Below are 22,312 nucleotides of genomic sequence, written 5' to 3' on the forward strand. Positions count from 1 at the left end.
AAATCCATTTTCTTATTCTACGGGAATCTTAACGGTCCGGTAACCACTGTAAGTGATCCCTACTCCATTTTTCGCATAAACACGGAAAGCATAACGCGTTCCGGGACGCAGTCCGGTAACGATTTTACTAAGTTCCTGTCCATAATCATCCCCAAAAGGAACCTCTATCATCTGCTCATCCTTCACCGTCCCCGTTTCTTGTGAATAAATGCCATAACTATATCCGTAGTTTGTAATCTGATAATCATTTGTATAGAAAGAGGCATACAACTCTACCGACGTATCGTCATATGAATACAACGAAAACTGATTGATAATCGGTTCCGTACCCGGTTCGGTTGTAAACTCAACTACCGGTCCGTAGCCTGTCCCTTCCTCAGTAGTCACATAGGGACGTATATAATAATGTGTATTGGGAAGCAGATCGGTCACCTCTACTTCTAAAAACGAATAGTCATAATTCCGGGTTTCCCGTGCCAATGTCTTCTGATCATCAACCGTAGGGATTCTTTTAGTAGAACTGTAACAAGCGCCCTGTTCTATAATTCCGCCATTGCTTTTGAAACGGACCTCCGCAGATAAATAGAAACTGTATCCTGTAAAATGTGCATCGTGCACAACCAATCTTGGCAACCCTGAAAGGCGGAATGGCTTCACTTCACTGTAACGTTCGCCACGCGTATTTCCGCCCAATACATGGTCCAGCAATCCCGGACGTCCGTTATAGCCATAATTATAATCAACCATGGCGCAATAATAAGTTTCGCCCACGGGGAGCATATTCGATTCCAGGAAAGCATAAAAAGTCCCTTCTGTATCACGATGTACATAAGCTTCCGTAAGCACTTCTTTCATCTCTCGATCTTTAGCTATCAGGAATCTGGGATACTGGTAGAATCCGGTTTCTTCACTTGTCACTTTCCCTATCATGACCACGTCTGTCCGATACAGTTCTTCTGTATTCATCCCCAGAATATTGGACAGCAATTCCACGGAATCTTGTGAAAGCGTAGCCATATCACAAATCCGCTCCAACGTTAATGTTGCTTTAGAAGATTCCATAGCCCCCCAATAATCTCCTTTATTATCACAGGAGGTAGCCAGCAATGTCATCAGACAGAGCAAGCCTAGTAATTTTCTCTTGTTCATCTTTGTCTATTTATAGTGTTAATCGTCCGCAAAGTTACAATATTTATCATAAATATAACAAAATAAAACAATTTGATTCTCTACAAATCCGGAGTATCCTCCGGCCGATATAAAGGAAACACAACAAATAACATCCCCCCGGCCGGAAACCGTCCGATGTTGCCAACCGGCATATACTTTGCTTCAGGCAAGAAAAGCCCCCCGGAATAATAAATATTCAATATTATCTCCCTATATTTACAGACAGAGGTACCCCCCTGAAGTACCCCCATTGCAAACACCCATAACGATATGATGCAGAACCCCGATTATTTTGAACGTACCCGCAGCCGGTTACATCCCAAGAAATACCGATTTTATTTCTTTGATTACCTTTACTATTGCGGTGACCGGTGGTCGAAAAGAAATTCTCGCGTATGGGGAAGCGGAGTGATATTTAATTATTGGACATTTTGCATATGGGGTCCTGTTGCCTTTTGGACAAGATTAAATGGGATTCATCTTTTTAGCGAGAGCATAGATGTGACAATTGTTTTTGCCGGCATGTTACTCCCTTTCGTTTGTACCCGTCTACGATACCGGAAAGACCGGGTATCGGCTATCAGGCACCATTACCGCCGGAGTGCCTGGAGAAGCATCATTCCTCCCCGGCTGGTGGTGTTCGGATGGTTTATCATCCTATTGCTTGAAGTGATAGGAGCAAAGTTATGCGAGGCATAACGAGAAGGTAAACAGGATATATCCGGAATCTGAATATGACCGATCATTGATGTATATAGCCACACATTCAGCCTTTATCGTAATACTTCAGGTTGCTTGCAAGCCTGTCAATCGCTTTGGCCATCCTGGCTACTTTTGCCCGATCGGTCTTTGCAGAATAGATCCATTTCACATAATTGTGCCGCTCGTTTTCAGCCAGTGAATTGAAAAATTCCAATGCTCGAGGTTCGTCTTGCAAACACAATTGCAGTTCTTCGGGAATCTCCGACGGCTCTTCATCAAGGTACAAAACAACATGTACATAATCACCCGCCTGCTTTTTGATCTTCTTACGGATCTCAGCTTTTACAGAAAGTCCTAATTCTCCATTCCCCATTGGCATCAAATGGTGCTTTTTGATTTCGACACCATCAATACTTCCTTTTACTTTCACCCAGCCGAAAGGTGCCTTTTTATCTTGCGGCACTTCGGGAATGGGTGCATAAGTCCATCCTCCATTGCCGGGAGTTCTCTCAAGCAAGTAATCTTTATCCACTAAGGGTACTTCCATTTGTCAATGACTGTTTATTTCTATTCTATCTTTTCTATTTCCCCATACTTTCCGCCCCGCATCACTTCTCTTCACCCGGCAGAACGAAAGACCAATGGGTATGGTATGGGTTGATAAAAGCCTTCTGATCTTCATGCTAACGCTCCATTGCTCACTGATCCATATGGCTTCCAAATTTAATAAATATCCGGAGACGAACCCCAATTACCACCAATTTTCACTCTTATTCTGTGATTATTTCCTTTTCTTTGCGACTAACCAAATAAAAGTAATCCTAAAAGAAGATCAATGAACCTGAATCCGGCGCATATCAACGAGCCTGTACAAAAAGAGTTCCTCTCGGTAATCAAGGAATACGAGCGGGTTATCTACAAAGTATGCTATCTGTATACCACCCGGAACGCTACGCTCGGCGACCTTTACCAGGAAGTGATTCTCAATCTGTGGAAAGCTTATCCCAAATTCCGGAAAGAATGCAAAATATCGACCTGGATTTACCGGATAGCCCTCAACACTTGCATCAGCTTCATCCGCAAGGAAAAGAATGTGCCGGAAATCGTCGCACTGACCCGCGAAGCCGACTGGATGACAGAAGAGAAAGACGAACTGACGGAAATGCTGCGGCAACTGTACCGGATGATCAATCAATTGGGACAACTGGACAAATCGATCGTACTGCTTTACCTGGAAGAAAAAAGCTACGAGGAAATAGCCGAAATCACCGGACTGACTGTGACCAATGTAGCCACTAAGCTGAGCCGGATCAAGGACAAACTTAAAAAGATGAAAAAGGAGGAATAAGATATGGAACTGGATGACTTGAAGAAATCGTGGAATGCTCTGGATGAACACCTGAAAAACAAGGAGTTCATTGAAGAAAAAGAGATAGCACAACTGCTGGGACGTGCCCGTAACAAGATGAACAGCATCGACCGGTTCAACAGGAAACTGCGTTTTGCCTCGATCGGCATACTGACATTAGCGGTGCTCTTCTGGATATGCGCCGACACACTTACAGACCTTTTTTATTGGATAGCCCTCTCACTGTGCATCCCGGCTCTTTGCTGGGATTTGTACTCCGCCCATTACCTGAGCCGGACCCGGATCGATGAGATGCCTCTGGTCACAGTCATCTCCCGCATCAATCGGTACCATAGATGGATGGTTCGCGAATGGATCATAGGTATCCTCTATCTGCTTGCGATGGCTACTTTTTTCTTTTTCCACAGGCAAGTCTGGCAATATGGTGCTGCGGGAATTATCGTCAGCCTGATCGTCTGGGCCATCGGGCTCGGAATCTGCCTATGGGTATATCGCCGGAACATAAGACATATAAAAGAAATAAAGAAGAACCTCAACGAGTTAAAAGAATTAAATCATACAGCTTAACTTAAACCATACTTTACAAATTCTCTCTAACTTTGAAGAGGCGTTCGGAAGTCCCCCCCAAAAACTTACCTGCGCCTCTTTTTATGTATTCAACTCCATAGTTAAGAAAATATGCTGCAACGAGTTTTAGGCTTTCTGATAGTAATCCTTGTACTGCCGGACATTTATATTTACCGGACATTTATCAAACAACTGACTCTAAGTCTTTTCTGGCGGATTCTGTACTTCTTCCCCACTCTTTTCCTGATGGCAGGAGTCGTGTCACTGGCTTTCTTTGCCAACTATGAATACGCCGAGCAACATACGTTATGGATAGGGCGTTTTGCCGTTGTCTTTTTCCTATTTGCTTCACCGAAACTAATTTTCACGATCTGTTCCATCATCGGACGCCCGTTTAACCGATGGTTGCACTGGTCCCGGAAGCCCTTTGTGGCAACCGGACTGGTACTTGCCACACTCAATGCGGCGCTGATTCTTTACGGATCGATGGTCGGCAAAGACCGTTTCGAAGTAAAGGAGGTCACTTTCCGGTCTCCCCGTCTACCCGAAGCCTTCAACGGATACCGCATTGTCCAGTTGTCCGATATCCACATCGGGAGTTGGCAGGGAAACGCCAAGAGCCTGCAACGGATGGTGGACCTGGTGAATGCACAAAAACCGGACTTAATCGTATTCACGGGTGACCTGGTGAACAACCGGGCTGCGGAATTGGACGGATTTGAAGAGATACTGTCTCAACTGCATGCCACAGACGGCGTCTACTCCATATTAGGGAACCATGACTACGGACCTTACTATCGCTGGAAAAGCAAGCGTGACCAGGTAAACAACCTGAACGACCTGAAGAAAAGACAGGCCGACATGGGCTGGATACTGCTGAACAACGAGCACACCCTGCTACACCGGGGAAATGACAGCATTGCCCTGATCGGGGTAGAAAACGAAGGAGAACCTCCTTTCTCCCAGCACGGCGACCTGACCAAAGCACAGGCAGGAACAAACGGGCTGTTCAAGCTGTTACTAAGTCATAACCCTACCCACTGGAGGCGTGAAGTGTTACCTCAATCGGACATCGATCTGATGTTGGCGGGACATACTCATGCCATGCAACTGGCCATCGGACATCACTCGCCTGCCTCCTGGATTTATCCGGAATGGGGAGGTATGTACATGGAGGACAACCGGGGGCTGTACGTAAACGTCGGCATGGGATTCGTAGGTCTGCCTTTCCGCTTCGGAGCATGGCCGGAGATTACCGTGATAACACTGGATAAATGAAAAAATACTGGCAAATACTGAAGAAGTACAAAATAAGCCTGCTGGCATGCCCGTTGCTGGTACTCGTGTCGGTGATGTGTGAAACCGTTCAGCCGATGTACATGGCGGATATTATAGACAACGGAGTGATGCAAAGAGACCTCTCCGTCATCACTGCCGTGGGCGGAAAGATGATACTGATCTCCATTGTCGGACTGATTTTTAGCATTGCCAATGTCTACGTATCTTCCCATGCATCCATTGGTTTCGGAACCGATCTGCGCACCGGCCTTTTCGGCAAGATACAGCAACTCTCTTTCTTCGACATCGACCGGTTCAGTACGGCTTCGCTTATTACCCGCCTGACCAGTGACATCAGCCGCATCCAGCAAGTCATCATGATGTCGATGCGCCTGATGCTGCGCTCTCCGCTGATGCTTGTCATGGCGGTGTTTTTCGTTGTACGCATCAATCTCGAACTAGCGGGTGTCCTGCTGGCTGCCATCCCTATATTGGGTTTCAGCGTATTCTTTATTCTCCGGAAAGGTTTCCCCTTCTTCCTGAAGGTTCAGCAGAAGGTGGATCAACTGAATGAGGTGGTACGCGAAAACCTGATTAACATCCGGGTGGTAAAGTCATTTGTACGAGAGGACTTCGAAGCACATAAGTTCAAAGACAAGAGCGAGAGCCTGCGTGATACGGTGATTCATGCTTCCAACATCATTGTCTCCATCTTTCCGGTAATGCAACTGGTGATGAACCTGTCTATCATCGCTATCCTCTGGATGGGAGGCCACAAGGTGATGACCGGAGAGCTGAAGGTAGGCGAACTGATATCGTTTGTCAACTACCTGGGACAGGTGTTGATGTCATTAATGATGCTTTCCATGATCATCATGTCTTATGCCCGTGCTTCTGCCTCGTCGAAACGTATTTTAGAGGTACTGGACACACAACCTTCGCTGACCGACACACCCGAAGGCATGCGGAGCACCCGAGAGATTGAAAAAGGAGAGATCGCCTTCGAGAAGGTCAGCTTCCGTTATGGCGGCGGAGAGACGGACGTATTACGAAACATCAGTTTCCACATCCGCCCGGGCGAGACAGTGGCCATAGCAGGTGCTACCGGATCGGCAAAAAGTTCACTCGTGCAACTGATCCCCCGCCTCTATGATGTCAGCGCCGGAGAAATACGCATTGACGGCATCCCTGTACAAGACTATAACCTGCGCGAACTCCATGCCCGCATCGGAATGGTGCTGCAAAAGAACGAACTCTTTACGGGAACCATCGCCGAAAACCTTCGCTGGGGAAAACCGGATGCCACGCAAGAAGAACTCGAAGTGGCAGCCCGTGCCGCCGAAGCCCATGAGTTCATCTGCTCGTTGCCTGCCGGATACGACACACTGCTGGGACGGGGTGGAATCAACCTTTCCGGCGGACAGAAGCAACGCATCTGCATCGCCAGGGCCTTGCTGCGTAAACCCAAGATATTGATACTGGACGACAGTACCAGTGCCGTAGACTCTGAAACGGAACTCCGTATCCGGAACAACCTGAATGCCTGGCTGCGGGATACCACGGTGCTTATCATCACCCAACGCATATACACCATGCAATCGGCCAACCGGGTCATTCTGCTGGACGACGGGGAGATAGAATCCATCGGCACCCCGGAAGAGTTGTTGGAACGGTCGGAAATGTATCGGGAAATATATTACTCACAGCAAATCGTTATCTGACCATGGCACACGGAGATCATCTGAAATACAGCGGAAAGCCTAAGGCGGGAAAGAAAACATTTCTACGCCTGATATCGTACGTGGCCTGTGACCGGCGGTTACTGATTGTGATCGGTGTGCTGATCGTGATCAGCATTGCAGCCAACCTCACCGGATCGTACATGCTTCGCCCGATTATCAACGAGTACATCCTGCCGGGCGACTTTCAGGGACTGGTGCGCATCCTGCTGTTCCTGGCAGCCATCTACCTGACAGGAGTAGCGGCTACTTACATCGAATATATCCTGCTGAATAAGATAGGACAACGCACCGTGACCCGGATGCGTGAGGAACTGTTCGGCAAGATGGAACGTCTGCCTGTCAGATACTTCGACACCCATCAGCACGGTGATGTCATGAGCCGGTACACCAACGATATTGACCGCATCAGTGACGCATTGACCGACAGCCTGTCCGATATGCTGTCCAGTGCACTGACGGTTATCGGTATTTTCTGCCTGATGATCTTTATCAGCCCGATACTGACAGCGGTAACGCTGATTACTGTCCCCCTGATGTTCCTCAGTGCCAAAGGCATTGTGAAACGGAGCCGGAAATACTTCAAAGCGCAGCAGGAAGCACTGGGAATGATGAACGGCTATGCGGAAGAAATGATCAGCGGACAGAAAGTGGTGAAAGTATTCGGACACGAACAGAAGGTGGAAACAGACTTCGGGATACTGAACCAAAGCCTGAAGGACAAATCGTTGAAAGCACAATTCTACTCGGGGCTAATGATGCCTGTCATGCAAAACCTCAATACGCTGAACTATGTGATCATCACCATTGTGGGGGCTTTACTGGCCATCTTCCGCGGATTCGACGTAGGCGGACTGGCAGCTTTCCTGCAATATTCACGGCAGTTCGGCCGCCCGATCAATGAACTGGCAAGCCTTTACAACAGCATACAGGCTGCCATAGCCGGAGCCGAACGTATCTTCGAAATCATAGATGAAGCGCCCGAGAAAGCGGATGTTCCGGAAGCCGTCACACTGAAAAATATAAAAGGAGACGTAGCCCTGAAGAATGTGTATTTCGGCTACCGTCCGGAGAAAACCATCTTGAAAGGAGTGTCCCTGCATGCACCGGCAGGAAAGAAAATAGCCCTGGTAGGCGCCACCGGAGCCGGAAAGACAACGATATTAAACCTGCTTCCCCGCTTTTTCGATATTCAGTCGGGAGAGATCACCATCGACAATCACCCGATCGACCGGATCGAGCGCAACAGCCTTCGCCGTTCAATGGCTATCGTGTTACAGGACACCCATCTCTTCACAGGTACGGTACGGGAGAACATCCGCTTCGGACGCCTCAGTGCGACGGATGACGAGGTAGTGGCAGCCGCCCGCCTGACCGCTGCCCATTCGTTCATCAAACGCTTGCCGCAAGGGTACGATACTTTGCTCGAAAACGACGGAGCCAACCTGAGCCAAGGGCAACGGCAGCTATTGAACATTGCCCGTGCCGCAGTGGCCGATCCGGCCATCCTGTTGCTGGACGAAGCAACGAGCAACATAGATACACGCAGTGAAATCTTGATCCAGCGGGGATTGGACCAGTTGATGCAGGGACGCACCAGCCTGATCATCGCCCACCGCCTGTCTACGATCCGCAATGCAGATACCATCCTGGTACTGGAGCACGGAGAAATCATCGAGCAAGGCAGTCATCAGGAATTACTTGCATTGAAGGGAAAATATTATTCGCTGAATGAAGAGCAATTCAAATAAACGGACTACCACAGAAACCGCGCCGGGGATGGAGCAACCGTAATCCCGATTCGGAAGAGGTATCAGATAGAAAGTGATTGATGCAAACAGCGATACATTAAGAAAGCAAATACCCGGTTTCACAAACAGCACCTTTCGATAAAAGCAGTAAACCGGAGAGGGAAAGTCCCCAAAAGTGGGGTTACGGAGGTGAAGAACCGGGATTGAACAGGTGAAGAACCGGGATTTTTCACAAAAGAAGCAAGCATTTCAGGAAAAAGAAGTAAGCATTTGGTCCGAAAGAAGTAAGCATTTCCCCAATATGCTTACTTCTTTTTCAAATATCTCCTATTGTTTTTGTCCATCAGGTCTATTGTCCTGTTTTTCTCCCCTGATTCTTGCGTTTTCCGTTCCGGTTGTGAAGTGTCCGAAGCACTTAAAGGAACAACAGAAAGACACGGCTTTCCTTCAAGGAAATACTTCAGCGAAGCAATCGCACCTATCTTGTGACATTCTATCAGAAAGCGAGCGGAATCACCGTCCATAAGACAAACCCATAACTCCCTACAGGACGTTTTTTCCATTCGGACCGCACTCCGGCCCCGAAAAAACGCAGCCTGACGATTTCCAATTATCAATTTGTCAAAGTGATAGCACTCTTCCCATTCGCCGCACGATGGAGTTGCACTTGCACGGCGATGCGCTCACTCATCTCCTGTACATGGGAAATGACTCCGATCTTCCGTCCCTGCATCTGCAATTGCTCGAGAGCTTCCATCACCGTGCGCAAACTGTCGGCATCGAGCGAACCGAAACCTTCATCGATGAAAAGTGACTCCACTTTCAGGTTATTGCTTGAAAGAGACGACAGGCCGAGAGCCAACGCCAGGGAGATCAGAAAAGATTCTCCGCCGGAAAGAGAATAGACGGTACGCACCTCGTCACACATATCGCAGTCGATCACTTGCAGGGCGAGCGTTCCCGGCACCTGCTGCAACCGGTAACGTTTCGATAGATAAGACAGGTGCTTGTTGGCATGCATCAGCAACAGATTCAACGTATAGCTTTGGGCAATCACCTTGAACTTTGTCCCGTCCGCACTGCCAATCAGTTTATTGAGTTTTCCCCATCGGTTGGCTGTCTCCTGTTTTTCGGTCAGTTCCTGCTCCAGTTGCTTCAGCTTCTTCCGGTTTTGCTCCTGTTGCAAAAGACGTGCTTCGACGGTCGACAGACGCCGTTCGGTCTCCTGATTGGTGGCTTGCCGGCGGGCGATCGTCTCCGGCAAATGTTCCGGATCGGCTATCTGTTCTTTCCGAAGCATCAATTCGTCGATGGAGCTGTTCAGTTGCCTGATCTCTCCCTGCATACCGGAAATACGCGACTGGACTTCTTCTCCCTCCTTGCGCACCTGTTCCACGGAATCGTTTAATTGTTTCTCTTTTTTCCGAATAGCGGCTTCCGCATCCTCAACAGATTTGCCTTTCAACAAAGGAGCCCGTTCCTGACGGAGAGTTATCAATTGTTCACTGACCACTCGGAACTGCTCCCGAGCAGTCGTTTCCGCCGTTTTCAGTAGTTCAAATTGCTCTTTAGCAGCCAGAACTTGCTGCATCAACAGATGGCAACGGGCCACCCCTTCGCGCAAAGCCTCACAAGCCGAGCGAGCCGTCCTGATCTGCCCCTCATGCTGTTGCCATTCCTTGTAGAGCTGATGGTATTGGTGCATTTTCTCCGCGAGCAGATTTAGCTTCCCTTGCACGGTATGCAATTGTTTCTCAAAATAGTCCGGATTTTGCTCCTCTTCAGACGAAGGACGTTTCTGCTCAGCCTCTTGGAGGAACGCCTGCAACTGTACGGTTATCTCTCCGGACAATTCCGACAGATGAAGCAAATCCTGTTTCAAGGCAATATTCCGGTTATTTAGTTGCTGATACTCAGCAGATGCGGTTTGATATTCCTGTTCGATGTTCTGATACAGGCTATGGACTACCTGTTCCTCATTCCTATAAGGATGGTCAGTGCCCCCACATACCGGACACGGTTCATTCTCACGCAAATTCTGCCGCAAGGTCCGAACGTCTTTCCCCATCGCGATACGGGCATTCTCAAAAAGGCGTTGCAGCACTTTCAGTTCAGCCTCCTTCTCTGACAACCGGGTGGTCAGAAGGGTTATCTCTTTCCGCATCTGTTCTTGTTTGTGCCCCATCTCTTCCTGTTGTGCTTTCAGACGTTCGGCCTCTGTCCCCGCTTTTCTCCATTCCAACATCTGCTGGCGGGCATTCTGCAAACGGGTTTGTTCCTGCATCCATCGGGCTTGCTCGTCAGTCACCGCTTCAATCCCAAAAGCATTCAGACGGTTCACACGCGCTTCGTTCTTTTCCTGAAGAATGGCAAGTTGGTCTTCCTGCTCTTTCAGCCTGTTCCGGACAGATTCAAGAAATAGCCCGGTCTCTTCCGTAACCGGTAGCTCGATCTCTCCCGTCAGATTCTTCAACGAATGGCAGGAAGTATGCAGGGCTCCCTGCACAGATTGCAATTTATTGGCTTGTGCATTCACTGCCTTTTCAGCACCTTGCAGTATCTCCTCTACCTGCTTAGATTGGCTGACCAGTGATTGGATCTGAACATCCAGTTCACGTGCCCGGCTAAGATCGGGTTGCACAGCTTCACACTGTCCCCTGAAGCGAATGAGAGAGTCGGACTGGCGTGTATATTCTTCCCGGAGCTTCTTACTTTTTTCTTCATCCAGCCGCATATCCTGCACTTTCTTATCACGCTGCTCCTGCTGCAACTTCAGAGTATGCAGCACCGATAGCTGTGCATTCAGGTCTATCAATGCTTTGCTTCCCTGTTCACGAAGGTTGGTCAGACTCTCTTTTTCGGTCCGTAGAAGAGTGATTTCCTCTTCGGAAAGCAGTTCGATCAGAGTGGCATTGCTCTTCAGCTGATTCAGTTCTGCATCGGCTGTTTTGCTACGCAGATAGATTTCACTGGAAATACGGGAGTATATCTCCGTTCCGGTCAGCTTCTCGAGCAACTCGGCTTTGGCAGACTCACGGGATTTCAAGAAAGTAGCGAAGTCATTCTGGGCAAGCAGCACCGTACGGGTAAACTGTTCGTAAGTCAAACCGACCAAAGTCACCAATTGTGCCAACAACTCTTTCCTCGTTCCCTGTAGTTCCTGATTGGCAGTCAGATCGGTCACTTGTATCGTCTGCGACCGCAAAGCACCGTTAGCCCGGCTTCCTGTCCGGCGTACCGACCAACGAGAACGATAACAGTGTCCGGATGCTCCTAAAAAATCAACTTCGGCAAATCCCTCTCCCGTCCCTCTGCGAAGGATATTCTTCACATCGGCCTGATTCACCCGACTCTCACCGATATCTGACATATAAAGACTCTCGACCGAAGCGGAGAAGCGGGGTGTCTTATCATACAGCGCCAGACAGAGCGCATCCAGTATCGTAGATTTTCCGGCTCCTGTAGGTCCGGATATCGCAAAAATTCCGGCAGAGCGTAAAGGCTCGGCTTGGAAATCAATTTCAAAAGTTCCTTCAATGGAAGCCAGATTTTTTAATCGTATGGTTAGTATCTTCATGGTTATTCGGTTTGCTTTCACCACAGATTACACGGATTAACACAGATCAATAGATGATCTCGTTGATAGTAAAGATTAAAAGATCTGTGTGAATCCTAATGGTGATCTGTGTAATCTCCGGTAATCTGTGGTGAATTCCTATTTGATTCATTCTAAATTGATGGTCCGGCAAGCCTCCTGGAACAAATTTACCAGTTCTTCCGGCATCTCCGTCTGGTAACTGTTCTCAAAGGTTGCTTTCACAATCTGTAAGGGATTCATCTCCTGCAATCCGGCGGTCAGGGTTTCTTCTTCCACGCTCCCCTCTGCCGCCTGCCGATAGAAAGAAACGATACGGGCCAGCCGGACCGGCTTGCCTTCCAGTATTTCTTCCACTTGCTGCCGCAACATCGGCTCCGGTTCGCTTAGTTTCACCTTGACTTCCAGATAGGGCATCGGTTCATCTTCCGGTAGTTCCAGCCCGCGCAATTCATCCAGCACCTCGTCCGGAGCCGCAGCTTCTGTGGCAGGGATACTTAGCAAACGCACCAACGGAGTATATTCAAGTTTCTCTATCTCAACCGCCCAACCTTCATCCAGAGTCACTTTTACCACTCCGTGGTGATAATGCTTCTCGGCAAACGACATAGGTAAGGGACTGCCGGCATAACGGATATTCTCCCTGCCCGATACGCGCTGAGCCTTGTGGATATGCCCTAAAGCCGTATAAACAATCTGTTCGGGAAAAGACTCGGGCGATACACTCTCCAGACCACCGATGATGATGCGCTCACTATGATCTTTCTCGGCAATCTCCGAACCGGTTGCCAGCAGGTGTCCGACAGCCACCAATGCCTGTCCGTCAGTCCGCTTCTTCAACGCATATTTCAACAAACGGGCATACAGTTCCTTCACCCCTTCCGCATACGGATTGCCTTCAGTCTCTACCACCGGATAGTCTCCCTGTCGCAAGAAAGGTACCGCCAGGCATAGGGCTTCTACCTCCCCCGCCGCATTCTTCAATTCTACCAGTAAATGCTCATAATCTATTTTGCCATTCTGTTTACGGACAATTCCTTTAATCTCCGTACGCATCTCCTGCAACAAAGGCAGAGGAGATTCCAGCCGGGCAGCCGAATCGTGATTGCCGGCCACAACAACCAACTGCAATCGCGGATTCTCAGTCGTCACCCTGTGAATGAAACGATAGAACATCCGCTGGGAAGCAGCAGACGGATTGGAAACATCAAAGACATCTCCGGCAACAATCAGTACATCAATCTTGTTCTTAGTGAGGACACCGGCCAACCAGTCCAGAAAATGTTCGTGTTCCTGTGTGCGGTCATACCCGAAAAAGGTTTGTCCCAAATGCCAATCGGCTGTATGTAGTATACGTATCATGCTATTGAAATTTGAAACAAAGTTAGCAATTATTCAGGACAGCAATATTATTTTGTTTATTTTTGCACAAGCTAAAACCAAAATCATTATGAAGATACTATACTATATTTATCAAATCTGCATTGCATTGCCCATTTTGTTAGTATTGACTATCCTCACGGCGGTTGTCACAATCGTTGGTTCATTGCTGGGAGGAGCCCACATCTGGGGGTATTATCCGGGGAAAATATGGTCACAACTGATCTGCCTTTTTCTGTTGATCCCGGTCAAAGTGCATGGGCGCGAAAAGCTACATGAAAGAACTTCTTACATCTTTGTCCCCAATCATCAGGGCTCATTCGATATCTTTCTGATTTATGGTTTTCTGGGACGTAACTTTAAATGGATGATGAAAAAAAGCCTTCGCAAAATTCCTTTCGTCGGAAAAGCATGCGAAAGCGCAGGACATATCTTTGTAGATCGCTCGGGACCGAAAAAGGTACTTGAAACCATTCGTCAAGCCAAAGACTCCCTGAAGGACGGAGTATCATTAGTGGTCTTCCCGGAAGGAGCCCGTTCTTTCACCGGACACATGGGATATTTTAAAAAAGGAGCTTTTCAATTGGCAGATGACTTACAGCTTGCCGTAGTTCCCGTAACCATAGACGGCTCTTTCGAAATCCTGCCACGCACCGGCAAATGGATTCACCGTCATCGCATGATTCTGACCATTCATGATCCCATCCCTCCCAAAGGACAAGGAGCAGATAATATGAAAGCTACTATGGCCGAGGCTTACACAGCTGTAGAAAGTGCACTTCCCGATAAATTCAAAGGAATGGTGAAGAACGAAGATCAGGATCGATAGACGTTCTTAAATAGAAAAAACACTGGTAAAAAATGAACGATGAACAAGCTGCATTGACTATCGCACAGCTTGTTCATCGTTCATCTTTTAAGAGCCCATTGCTCAAAGCATTCACTATTTAAAAGGTATTCAACGCTTACCAACCCTCTTCTTCAACACGAATACCGGAAGGAAGAAAAAGATTCCGATGATAGACATCACCAATCCTCCGATAGTTCCTGCCGCTAATGGGAACCAGAATGCCTCCTTATCCGTACCGACCATAAAGGGAATAAAACCAAGGATGGTGGAAACCACCGTCAGGAAGATAGGAAGGATTTTTGCATTCCAGGCTTTGGTATAAGCTCTCAAAGCCGACATTCGGGGATGACGCCTCCGGATGGCATTGTATTCGTTGAGGATATAGATACTGGCGTTCACCGTAATACCACATAGCAAAACGAACGAAGCAAAGCCACCTTGGTCAAAGTTCAGCTTAAACCAATAGAACGTCAGGAATACCCCGATATACGACACGGGAATGATGAATATGATGGCCAAAGGCTGTTTCAAAGAGTTGAACAGAATACTGGTAGTAAAGAAGATAATGGCAATCACTACCAGCAAAAGCAAGTATTGCTTGTTATCCTTTTTTCCCCAACCCCAGCTCTCTCTCTCCGACTGAGCCGTATACCCCATCGGCAACTCTTTATTGAATTCTTCCAGATCCCGCTTCAGGATTTTGTTTCCCTGCTCGCCCGAACCGATATATTCGTATTGCAGGCATAGCCTGTACTGCTGGTTCTCCTTGGCAACCTGTTGGGGCATCTGCCCTTTTTCCATAGTGGCCAGTTCAGACAGCTTATACTGTTTATCGTCTGTTCCATACGGAAAATATTGCATGGCCCAGATATCATATTCCTGAGACTGCTTGGAAGAAAGCTTTATCTTTTCCGAACCATTTTCCGCCACTACCGAGCCGATCTCCATATTCTTACCATATATCGGCCGGATGGTGGAGAACAGAATATTGGCATTGATATTCTCCTGCGCCATACGTTCACGGTTCAGATTAAAATAGAACTCCTGATAATCGTCTTTCCAATAAGAGAAATACGAATTGATGATGACTTCCTTGATCCGTCTGTGGGTCAGCAACTTGGCTTTCAACTTTTCAGCCCACTCGTACAGTTCATCATAATTGTATCCGTACATCTTCACCTGAAACGAACCGGCTCCCTCACGAACATCATTACTGAACCCCTGATCCTGCAAGCCGTATACACCCCAGCTACCTCCACCCAGTTGCAGGGCCTTACTGATAATGTTGGCTTTCAGTGTATAGGGGAAACCGCTATTCTGATGCTCTTTGGTAAAATAGATATTGATATTACCCCGACGGGCATTGTATACCGAGGTTTGGAACTGCTTAATTTCTTTAAACTGGCTCAGATAGATTTCCATCTTCTTGATCAGTTCGTTCATCTGCTCCAACGTACTGCCATTCGGAAGATTGGCATATACATACAACACGACTTCTTCGTTCCGGGTAAAATAGCTGCCGTTGTATACCTTCTGGATAAACAGGCGCAAACTACCTCCCAATGCTTTGTCGACTATCGGCTTGATCTTCTCTTTGTAAGTGGACGATCCCAAGGTTTTGTTGTACCACTCCGTGGCACGTCCTTCACCCTCCACTTTATCCGGAAGCATAAACACCGGAAGTCCGAACAATAGTATCAACAAGATGCAGACAGCCACACGCCAACGACACAATTTACGTATCATCCAGCCATAGAAGCGGGTAAAGTAAACCGTTATTCTTCGCGGAAGAGAGGCCCGGAGAAGGAAGAAGCGGGATTGGGTCCGACGGCGTTTCCTCTTTTTCAACCCGATCTTTTCGATCAGGGCAGGTACGAAGAACAGAGCGACAAACAAGGATACGGCGAGGTTGATAATCACCACGGCTGCAAAGTCCTGCAAGTTCAACCGTATCTTCTCGTCAAGGAAGAAGATGATCACCAAAGCTCCCATTGTAGTCAGAGTAGCGGCCAGGATAGACATAAAGGCTTTCAGGTTACGCCGGTGCAGGATATGGTCGGTCATCACAATCGTATTGTCTATCACCAGATTGAGCGAAACCGTAATACCGGCCAGCGAATAGAGCTGCATCTCCAACCCAAAAAGATAATAGAAAATGACTGCTACCGCAATATTGATGCTCAGGCTGACTACAATCAAGAATAGGTAACGCGGATTCAGAGTGATAATCAGCACAAAGAACAGCAAGATCAGAACCGTAAGGCCGGTACGCAGATAAATCTTGTTCAATTCTTCGTGAATAAATTCCGTCGCATCATAACTGGTGTGAATTTCATATCCGGCAGGCAACACCTTTTGTATGGCCTCCATCTCTTCTTTCACTTGTTTGCTCAATTGCAATTGATTGGCAGTTTCTTCTGCTGTTATCGACAGATAAATGGAGTTAAGTCCGTTGATGCGATAATAGCTTTGGGGGGCCTCTTCCATGTGGGACACAGTTACAAGCTCGTCCAGACTGATCAATTTACCTTCGGCACTCTTCACCCGGATACGGGATGCATCAAAACCCTCATCTTTTGTTTCAGGCATCAGCGCCAACCGGATCCACTCTTTACCCCCTGTAGATGATTCGACATTATAGGTACCGAGGAACTCTTTCAGATAATAGCGGCTGACAGCCTGCTGGATATCACTCAAAGTAATTCCCAATCGTCTCAGTTGTTCGCTATCATACTCCAAGACCCACTCCATGGGAGTAGCTCCGCTCAGGTCTATCTTATAGATGCCCTGAATCTGTGCCAGTCTTGTTTTGATATGCTCATCGGCATATTGCTGAATCAAGATAGGAGTAGAAGGAGCGTTGAGTGTAAACGACATAAAAGGGCGGGAAGCATTCTCGTCCGGGCGCTTCATCCTGATATAAGGATAGCTCACTCCATCGGGAAGCTGCGGCCAGGTCTGCCGGATAATGGTAGAAGCCTCAAAACGTACCGCATCTATATCCGCATACTTATCCAATTCAATGGTGATGCTTCCCGAACCATTATCGGAGGTAGAATAGATATTCTTTATGCCCTTGATACGTGCCAACATAGCCTCCAGTTTACTGGTAGCCTCTATTTCCACCACCCTCGACGAAGTACCGGGCATACTGAACTGCACCGTAAAACCGGGCAGGGTTCTCGAAGGGTTCAGCTTTACGGGAAGCAGGGGGATTAAGGCCAGACCGATCAACGCCACGCATATAAAGGCGACAATCAGCGTAAAAGAAGAGGCTTTCGTCTGCGTTTTTATTTTAGAAGGATTATCCATCGTTTCAATGTTAGTTAGCACTATCGCACCAATTGTCCTCCCGCATAGTCAAACTTGTCAGTCAGCGAGATTCCGGTAGCAAAGTCATGTAACGTCAGTTTACGTATCTTATAATAGTTCAGCCAATAGTTTTGCAAGGCTGAAATGTAATTCTGTTGTGCCTCTTGCTGACGGTTCAGAGACAGGGTCAGGCTGTTGATATCTGCTTTCCCGATGATAAACCGCTGACGAGTCTCGTTATAAGCCAGGATAGAGAGGTCTAGTGCTTCTTCGGCACTGGTGATCATATTCTGTTGAATATTGAAATCGTTCACAGTCATGATCACTTCTTCGTCCAGGCTGATTTCATCCTGGCGGGCAGAAGTTTTCACCACATTCAGGTTATTGCGGGCCATGTTATATTTACCTTTCCTTACCCCCCAGTCAACCAACGGAATACTGACACTGACTGATACCAAGTCCTGCTGCATGGGTTTGTGGTACACATCTCCAAAATTATCAGCCACCTGGTTGAAACCGATACTGGCATTCACGCTCGCATTGAAACGCGACTCTTTTTTCGTCTTGTCCACATTGCGTTCGGCTTCCAGTACGTTCTGCTTTAACCCCAGTAACTGAGGATTGTTTTCATGTGCCATCTGCAATGCCTTGTCCACCGGTATCACCAATTCCTGAGGCCGGACAGGCAAGTCGATATCGATAACCGTATTCTTATCCAGGTTCAGGAACGAAACCAGCGAAAACATGGCGCGTTTCAGAGCACTAGCCTTGTTCTGCAACGTATTGCGTGCATTCACCACATCCAACTTCAGTGTCAATAAGTCGGCTTTCGAGATGGCTGCTATCTTCTGGCGTTGCACTCCGATGCTATAAAGCGTATCCGAAGAAACCATATTCTCCTTGGCCAGGTTATACTCGGCCTGCGCCATAGCCAGGTTAAAGAAATACGTAGTGGCCTGCACGGATACGGCTTCCACATTATACACAAACTCTTTCTTTACTTTTTCATATTTCAAGGGTTCAATCTTTCTCTCCCACTTGAACGAATTATATCCGACCAGGCTCTGTGAATATCCCAACCGGATAGGTACACTGGTAAACTGCGTTGTCTTGTTCCCACCAAAACTACGCATATATCCCAATTGCGATTGCAGGTAGAAAGTACCGCCGGTCAAATCGAAGTTCTGCTGGATAGCCAGATTACCCGATGCATAGAACGACTGTTGGCTACGATAAACATCCAAGTCCTTTTCCGAATCGTATCGCTTGGTGATATCCCGGTTATACTCGGCAGGAGTCATATTCAAAGTAAGGCTCGGCAGGCGATTGGCCTTGTAAGTCCGATACTCCCAGTAACCGGAAAGATACATATTCTGCGTACGGAATGCCTCCAGTGAACTGTCATTGGCCAATTGTATCGTCTTCTGCAAATCGAGTTTTATATGATCCTGAGCCTTCGCTACAGAAGCCCCAAACAGCAAGGCTGCTATTACTATATAATATCTTTTCTTCATATCTATCGTTTTTCTTTATTTCTATAAATAAACCAATACAACAAAGGGATGATGAACAAACTCACCAGGGTACCGATTGTCATAGTACCTATCATGGCTATGGACAGCGGTTTCTGAAGTTCGGAACCAAGGTCGAACGAAAACAGTAACGGTACCATTGCAAAAATAGTGGTCAACGATGTCATGATAATCGGTCGTAATCTTCTTCGTCCGGCTTCATGAATGGCCTCCAGTAATGGTACTCCCTCCTTACGCAATTCGTTGATGGCATCCAGCTTCAGGATGGAGTCATTGATCACGATACCGCAAGTCACAATCAAACCGATGGCCGACATCAGGTTCAATGTATGTCCGCACACCCAAAGCAATACCAATGCAAACGCCACGTCAATCGGTATTTCCATCAACACCAGCAAAGGCTGCATGAAACTCTCGAACTGAGCCGCCAAAATGAAATACATCAGCAAAAGGGAGATGAACAGAATGACCACCAGTTCGTCCAGCATCTTCTGATTGGAAAAGAAGCTTCCCGAAAAGGCGATGTCCCAATCTCCTGTCTCGCTAGAGGTTTCTTTAACCTGGGTCATCAACTTCTCCGCATTCTCCACTCCATAGAATTTATAAGGAATATACTCCCCATTTCTTCCGGCTGTAATACTCTTCAAATCTTCTGCGGGAGTCACTTTTATCAGCTCCCGTAAGGGAATAAAGTTCACCTCTCCCGTCTTGCTGTCCGGTTGTGTCTGAATCAAGGTTTCCTGTAGAACCTGGTTAACCGTCTTTTCGTCTCCTGCAATGCTGATAGGCAGATATTGCTGATAAGAGTGCAACATAGCTACACTGTTTTCCTTGAAAGCAGTTCTCAGCACACGATACAACTCGTTATAAGAGATTTGATACAACAATAGCTTTTCCTGATTAATACTGAGGTTCAATTGGTTTTCGAAAGCAATACCTGTAGGAGGTATTCCTGTCTTCTGACCGAATGTTTGCTCCAATCCACGCAAAGTACCGGGGCCGGGTGCCCTGTCCTTATTGCGGGCATATAATTCGGCCACAATATCAGCCTCACCGGTCACAAACAGTTTCTCAAAAACTGTTTCAGGAGGAGAGAATGAAATCACAGCCAAAGGATAACGTTCTTTCAGCTTCTGATAAATTTGTTCCTGCAACGGAACAATCTCTTTCGAGGTTTCGGTCTTAAAATAAAGTTCCGCCTCCGATGACGACAACTCTTGTTCCCGGTTCAAAATGTAATCCTGCAATCCGATGGACGCTGTCTGCTCCACAGATGCTCCCTGCAACTCACGGAACAATTCGTCGACCCGGCGTTGATTCTCGTCCACATGAATGTTTTCGTTCCATTCAATACGGGTAATCAATTCATTTTCGTCGATATCCGGCATTCTTTCTTTATCGATAAAGTAGAAAAAGAAGATACATAACGGAAAAGAGATGGCACAGAACAATACACTCAACGTCTTATGACTGAATACCCAATCGATACCCTTATCGTAGAAGCGGTCCAGAGTATGTTCTTTCAAAGGATTATTAATTTTCAGCCTCAACCACTTCGGACCACCTTTGATCCCGGTACGATAGACCAACATATACAGAACAGGAAGCAACATGATACCGGTGAAATAAGAGACCATCAATCCTACCGTAACGGCAAAAGCCTGATCGTAAAAGATAGCACCCGCGATACCACTCATAAATACCAAAGGTACAAATACGGCGATTGTCGTAAACGAAGAACTCAGCATAGGAGTCACCACCTCACTTGTTCCCGCCACGCAGGCTCTCCGCAACGAATAACCCTTTTCCCTGTATTGCGATATATTTTCCGTTACGATAATCGAACTGTCGATCATCATACCCAGTGCCAGGATCAGTCCGGACAGGGAGATGATATTGAGAGACATTTTACACAGGTAGAAAAACAAGAAACTGATGACAATAGACACCACCATACTCAGCCCAATAATGAATGGAGATTTGACATCTCCCAAGAAGAGTACGGCAACGATACAAATGAAAACAAAACCGAGTGAGAGATTCTGCTGAAGATTGGATATTGTATAGTCCAGCAGTTCGGTTTGATTACGACTCACGCTAAACTCGATATCCGGATAGATCTTTTTGAAATAATCCATTGTTTCCGACAGAGCATCTTTCATATTGTCCATGTTCTCGTCGGCCTGCTTAATGATGGCAAGCGTCACGGCCCTTTTACCGTTCGACACAGATACTCCTTTTTCTTTGACCGGTACTATCGCTATCCGGCAAAATTCTTTCAACTGTATGATGCGATCTCCTTTACGGATATATATATTCTCCACATCTTCCGCAGTACGGAGCAGAGTTGAGAACTTGATGTTATATTCATAGTATCCATCCCGTACGGTCATGCTTCCCGGCTCTACATTGTTTTGCGCCAGAGCCGTCTCAATATCTTCAATGGATAATTCAAGCATAGCCAGTTTATCCATATCGGGTACAATCTGCAATTGTCTTTCCAGCAAACCGGTAACGTCTACCATTGCCACTTCCGGCAACTGTTCGATACGGCGTTTGATTACCGATTCTGAAAACTCACATAAATTCAGGAAAGCCTGCTGATCCGTCTCTTCATAAGCACTGTCTGTCTTTAAAGTCAGATTCAGATAGAATACCGGAATATCGGTAGCACTTGCCTTGATCACCTTCGGACGATCGGTATCTTTAGGCAAGTAGTTCATAGCTGCGTCAATCTTTTCGTTAACCTCTATGAATGCCAGGTCCGTATTGGTACCAAAATCAAAACTAAGCCGGATAATACCCGCACCGTCACGCGTTTCACTGGTCATGTCTTTTAGGGCAGCCACCTGAATCAATTGCTGACGGACAGGCTTCACGACTGTGTTTTCCAATTCACGTGCCGAGGTATTTTTAGCTGATACCTGTACGGTAATCTCCGGGATGGAGATATCCGGCAACAGCGATACCGGTAATGTGAAGTACGTCACCAACCCCACTATGAAGCAAGCCGTAAAAGCCATCAATACGGCAATGGGACGTTGTATCAGGAATTTAATCATAATTG

15 protein-coding genes are annotated in these 22,312 nt (G+C 47.2%); 7 read left to right on the forward strand and 8 right to left on the reverse strand.

The features are described 5' to 3' along the window. Positions 1–12: 12 nt before the first annotated feature. Positions 13–1,149, reverse strand: a complete 1,137-nt coding sequence (locus tag BSHG_RS03760; protein ID WP_008660988.1) for a hypothetical protein — start codon at positions 1,147–1,149, stop codon at positions 13–15. Between the two features lie 291 nt (positions 1,150–1,440). On the opposite strand from BSHG_RS03760, the gene BSHG_RS03755 reads away from it, so the two are divergent. Beyond that, positions 1,441–1,869 carry a hypothetical protein gene (locus BSHG_RS03755; RefSeq protein ID WP_005815136.1) on the forward strand — a complete coding sequence of 143 codons (429 nt, stop codon included), beginning with the start codon at positions 1,441–1,443 and terminating at the stop codon, positions 1,867–1,869. 67 nt (positions 1,870–1,936) lie between these two features. Here the strand turns inward: BSHG_RS03755 and BSHG_RS03750 are convergent, their stop codons facing one another. After that, positions 1,937–2,419, reverse strand: coding sequence for a YdeI/OmpD-associated family protein (locus tag BSHG_RS03750; RefSeq protein WP_005788988.1), 483 nt, complete (start codon positions 2,417–2,419; stop codon positions 1,937–1,939). 288 nt (positions 2,420–2,707) lie between these two features. Between BSHG_RS03750 and BSHG_RS03745 the strand changes: the two genes are divergently transcribed. From BSHG_RS03745 to BSHG_RS03725, 5 genes are all read left to right on the forward strand, one after another. Next, entirely contained in the window at positions 2,708–3,220 is a 513-nt protein-coding gene (locus BSHG_RS03745; RefSeq protein ID WP_005802969.1) for an RNA polymerase sigma factor, read from the forward strand. Between the two features lie 3 nt (positions 3,221–3,223). Continuing rightward, a complete protein-coding gene (locus tag BSHG_RS03740) occupies positions 3,224–3,808 on the forward strand; it encodes a hypothetical protein (RefSeq protein ID WP_005788993.1) in 585 nt (194 codons plus the stop codon). 111 nt (positions 3,809–3,919) lie between these two features. Beyond that, positions 3,920–5,086 (forward strand): metallophosphoesterase, encoded by a 1,167-nt coding sequence (locus BSHG_RS03735; protein WP_005798721.1) that lies wholly within the window; start codon positions 3,920–3,922, stop codon positions 5,084–5,086. Then, on the forward strand, positions 5,083–6,807 hold the full coding sequence (locus tag BSHG_RS03730; protein WP_005788999.1) for an ABC transporter ATP-binding protein: 1,725 nt from the start codon (positions 5,083–5,085) through the stop codon (positions 6,805–6,807). The genes BSHG_RS03735 and BSHG_RS03730 overlap by 4 nt, the downstream gene beginning before the upstream one ends. Positions 6,808–6,809: 2 nt before the next feature. After that, on the forward strand, positions 6,810–8,576 hold the full coding sequence (locus BSHG_RS03725) for an ABC transporter ATP-binding protein (RefSeq protein WP_008660992.1): 1,767 nt from the start codon (positions 6,810–6,812) through the stop codon (positions 8,574–8,576). A 305-nt stretch (positions 8,577–8,881) separates the two neighbouring features. Here BSHG_RS03725 and BSHG_RS0220685 read toward each other — a convergent pair whose 3' ends face one another. The 3 genes from BSHG_RS0220685 to BSHG_RS03715 all read right to left on the reverse strand — a co-directional run bounded on the left by BSHG_RS0220685 (position 8,882) and on the right by BSHG_RS03715 (position 13,533). Then, positions 8,882–9,100: a hypothetical protein gene (locus tag BSHG_RS0220685; RefSeq protein WP_008769684.1), complete on the reverse strand. Its 219-nt coding sequence runs from the start codon at positions 9,098–9,100 to the stop codon at positions 8,882–8,884. 89 nt (positions 9,101–9,189) lie between these two features. Beyond that, a complete protein-coding gene (locus BSHG_RS03720) occupies positions 9,190–12,153 on the reverse strand; it encodes an AAA family ATPase (RefSeq protein WP_032497488.1) in 2,964 nt (987 codons plus the stop codon). Between the two features lie 147 nt (positions 12,154–12,300). Then, entirely contained in the window at positions 12,301–13,533 is a 1,233-nt protein-coding gene (locus BSHG_RS03715; protein WP_008660997.1) for an exonuclease SbcCD subunit D, read from the reverse strand. A gap of 88 nt (positions 13,534–13,621) precedes the next feature. Here BSHG_RS03715 and BSHG_RS03710 point away from each other — a divergent pair, with 88 nt between their 5' ends. Then, on the forward strand, positions 13,622–14,380 hold the full coding sequence (locus tag BSHG_RS03710) for a lysophospholipid acyltransferase family protein (RefSeq protein WP_005789007.1): 759 nt from the start codon (positions 13,622–13,624) through the stop codon (positions 14,378–14,380). Positions 14,381–14,509: 129 nt separating this feature from the next. Here the strand turns inward: BSHG_RS03710 and BSHG_RS03705 are convergent, their stop codons facing one another. The 3 genes from BSHG_RS03705 to BSHG_RS03695 are packed head-to-tail and all read right to left on the reverse strand — an operon-like array spanning position 14,510 to position 22,307. Beyond that, entirely contained in the window at positions 14,510–17,713 is a 3,204-nt protein-coding gene (locus BSHG_RS03705) for an efflux RND transporter permease subunit (RefSeq protein ID WP_005789008.1), read from the reverse strand. Positions 17,714–17,733: 20 nt separating this feature from the next. Beyond that, positions 17,734–19,227 carry a TolC family protein gene (locus tag BSHG_RS03700; protein ID WP_005789010.1) on the reverse strand — a complete coding sequence of 498 codons (1,494 nt, stop codon included), beginning with the start codon at positions 19,225–19,227 and terminating at the stop codon, positions 17,734–17,736. Between the two features lie 2 nt (positions 19,228–19,229). Continuing rightward, entirely contained in the window at positions 19,230–22,307 is a 3,078-nt protein-coding gene (locus tag BSHG_RS03695) for an efflux RND transporter permease subunit (RefSeq protein ID WP_008661001.1), read from the reverse strand. Between the last annotated feature and the right edge of the window lie 5 nt (positions 22,308–22,312).

It is taken from the genome of Bacteroides sp. 3_2_5 (assembly GCF_000159855.2).
Classification (GTDB): Bacteria; Bacteroidota; Bacteroidia; order Bacteroidales; family Bacteroidaceae; genus Bacteroides; species Bacteroides fragilis.

Bases quoted from the DNA above. Each gene is read 5' to 3' on its own strand.
- BSHG_RS03745 (WP_005802969.1), top strand. From the start codon at position 2,708: ATGAACCTGAATCCGGCGCATATCAACGAGCCTGTACAAAAAGAGTTC.
- BSHG_RS03750 (WP_005788988.1), bottom strand. From the start codon at position 2,419: ATGGAAGTACCCTTAGTGGATAAAGATTACTTGCTTGAGAGAACTCCC.
- BSHG_RS03700 (WP_005789010.1), bottom strand. From the start codon at position 19,227: ATGAAGAAAAGATATTATATAGTAATAGCAGCCTTGCTGTTTGGGGCT.
- BSHG_RS03705 (WP_005789008.1), bottom strand. From the start codon at position 17,713: ATGGATAATCCTTCTAAAATAAAAACGCAGACGAAAGCCTCTTCTTTT.
- BSHG_RS03695 (WP_008661001.1), bottom strand. From the start codon at position 22,307: ATGATTAAATTCCTGATACAACGTCCCATTGCCGTATTGATGGCTTTT.
- BSHG_RS03725 (WP_008660992.1), top strand. From the start codon at position 6,810: ATGGCACACGGAGATCATCTGAAATACAGCGGAAAGCCTAAGGCGGGA.
- BSHG_RS03735 (WP_005798721.1), top strand. From the start codon at position 3,920: ATGCTGCAACGAGTTTTAGGCTTTCTGATAGTAATCCTTGTACTGCCG.
- BSHG_RS03710 (WP_005789007.1), top strand. From the start codon at position 13,622: ATGAAGATACTATACTATATTTATCAAATCTGCATTGCATTGCCCATT.
- BSHG_RS03720 (WP_032497488.1), bottom strand. From the start codon at position 12,153: ATGAAGATACTAACCATACGATTAAAAAATCTGGCTTCCATTGAAGGA.
- BSHG_RS03715 (WP_008660997.1), bottom strand. From the start codon at position 13,533: ATGATACGTATACTACATACAGCCGATTGGCATTTGGGACAAACCTTT.
- BSHG_RS03730 (WP_005788999.1), top strand. From the start codon at position 5,083: ATGAAAAAATACTGGCAAATACTGAAGAAGTACAAAATAAGCCTGCTG.
- BSHG_RS0220685 (WP_008769684.1), bottom strand. From the start codon at position 9,100: ATGGACGGTGATTCCGCTCGCTTTCTGATAGAATGTCACAAGATAGGT.
- BSHG_RS03755 (WP_005815136.1), top strand. From the start codon at position 1,441: ATGATGCAGAACCCCGATTATTTTGAACGTACCCGCAGCCGGTTACAT.
- BSHG_RS03760 (WP_008660988.1), bottom strand. From the start codon at position 1,149: ATGAACAAGAGAAAATTACTAGGCTTGCTCTGTCTGATGACATTGCTG.
- BSHG_RS03740 (WP_005788993.1), top strand. From the start codon at position 3,224: ATGGAACTGGATGACTTGAAGAAATCGTGGAATGCTCTGGATGAACAC.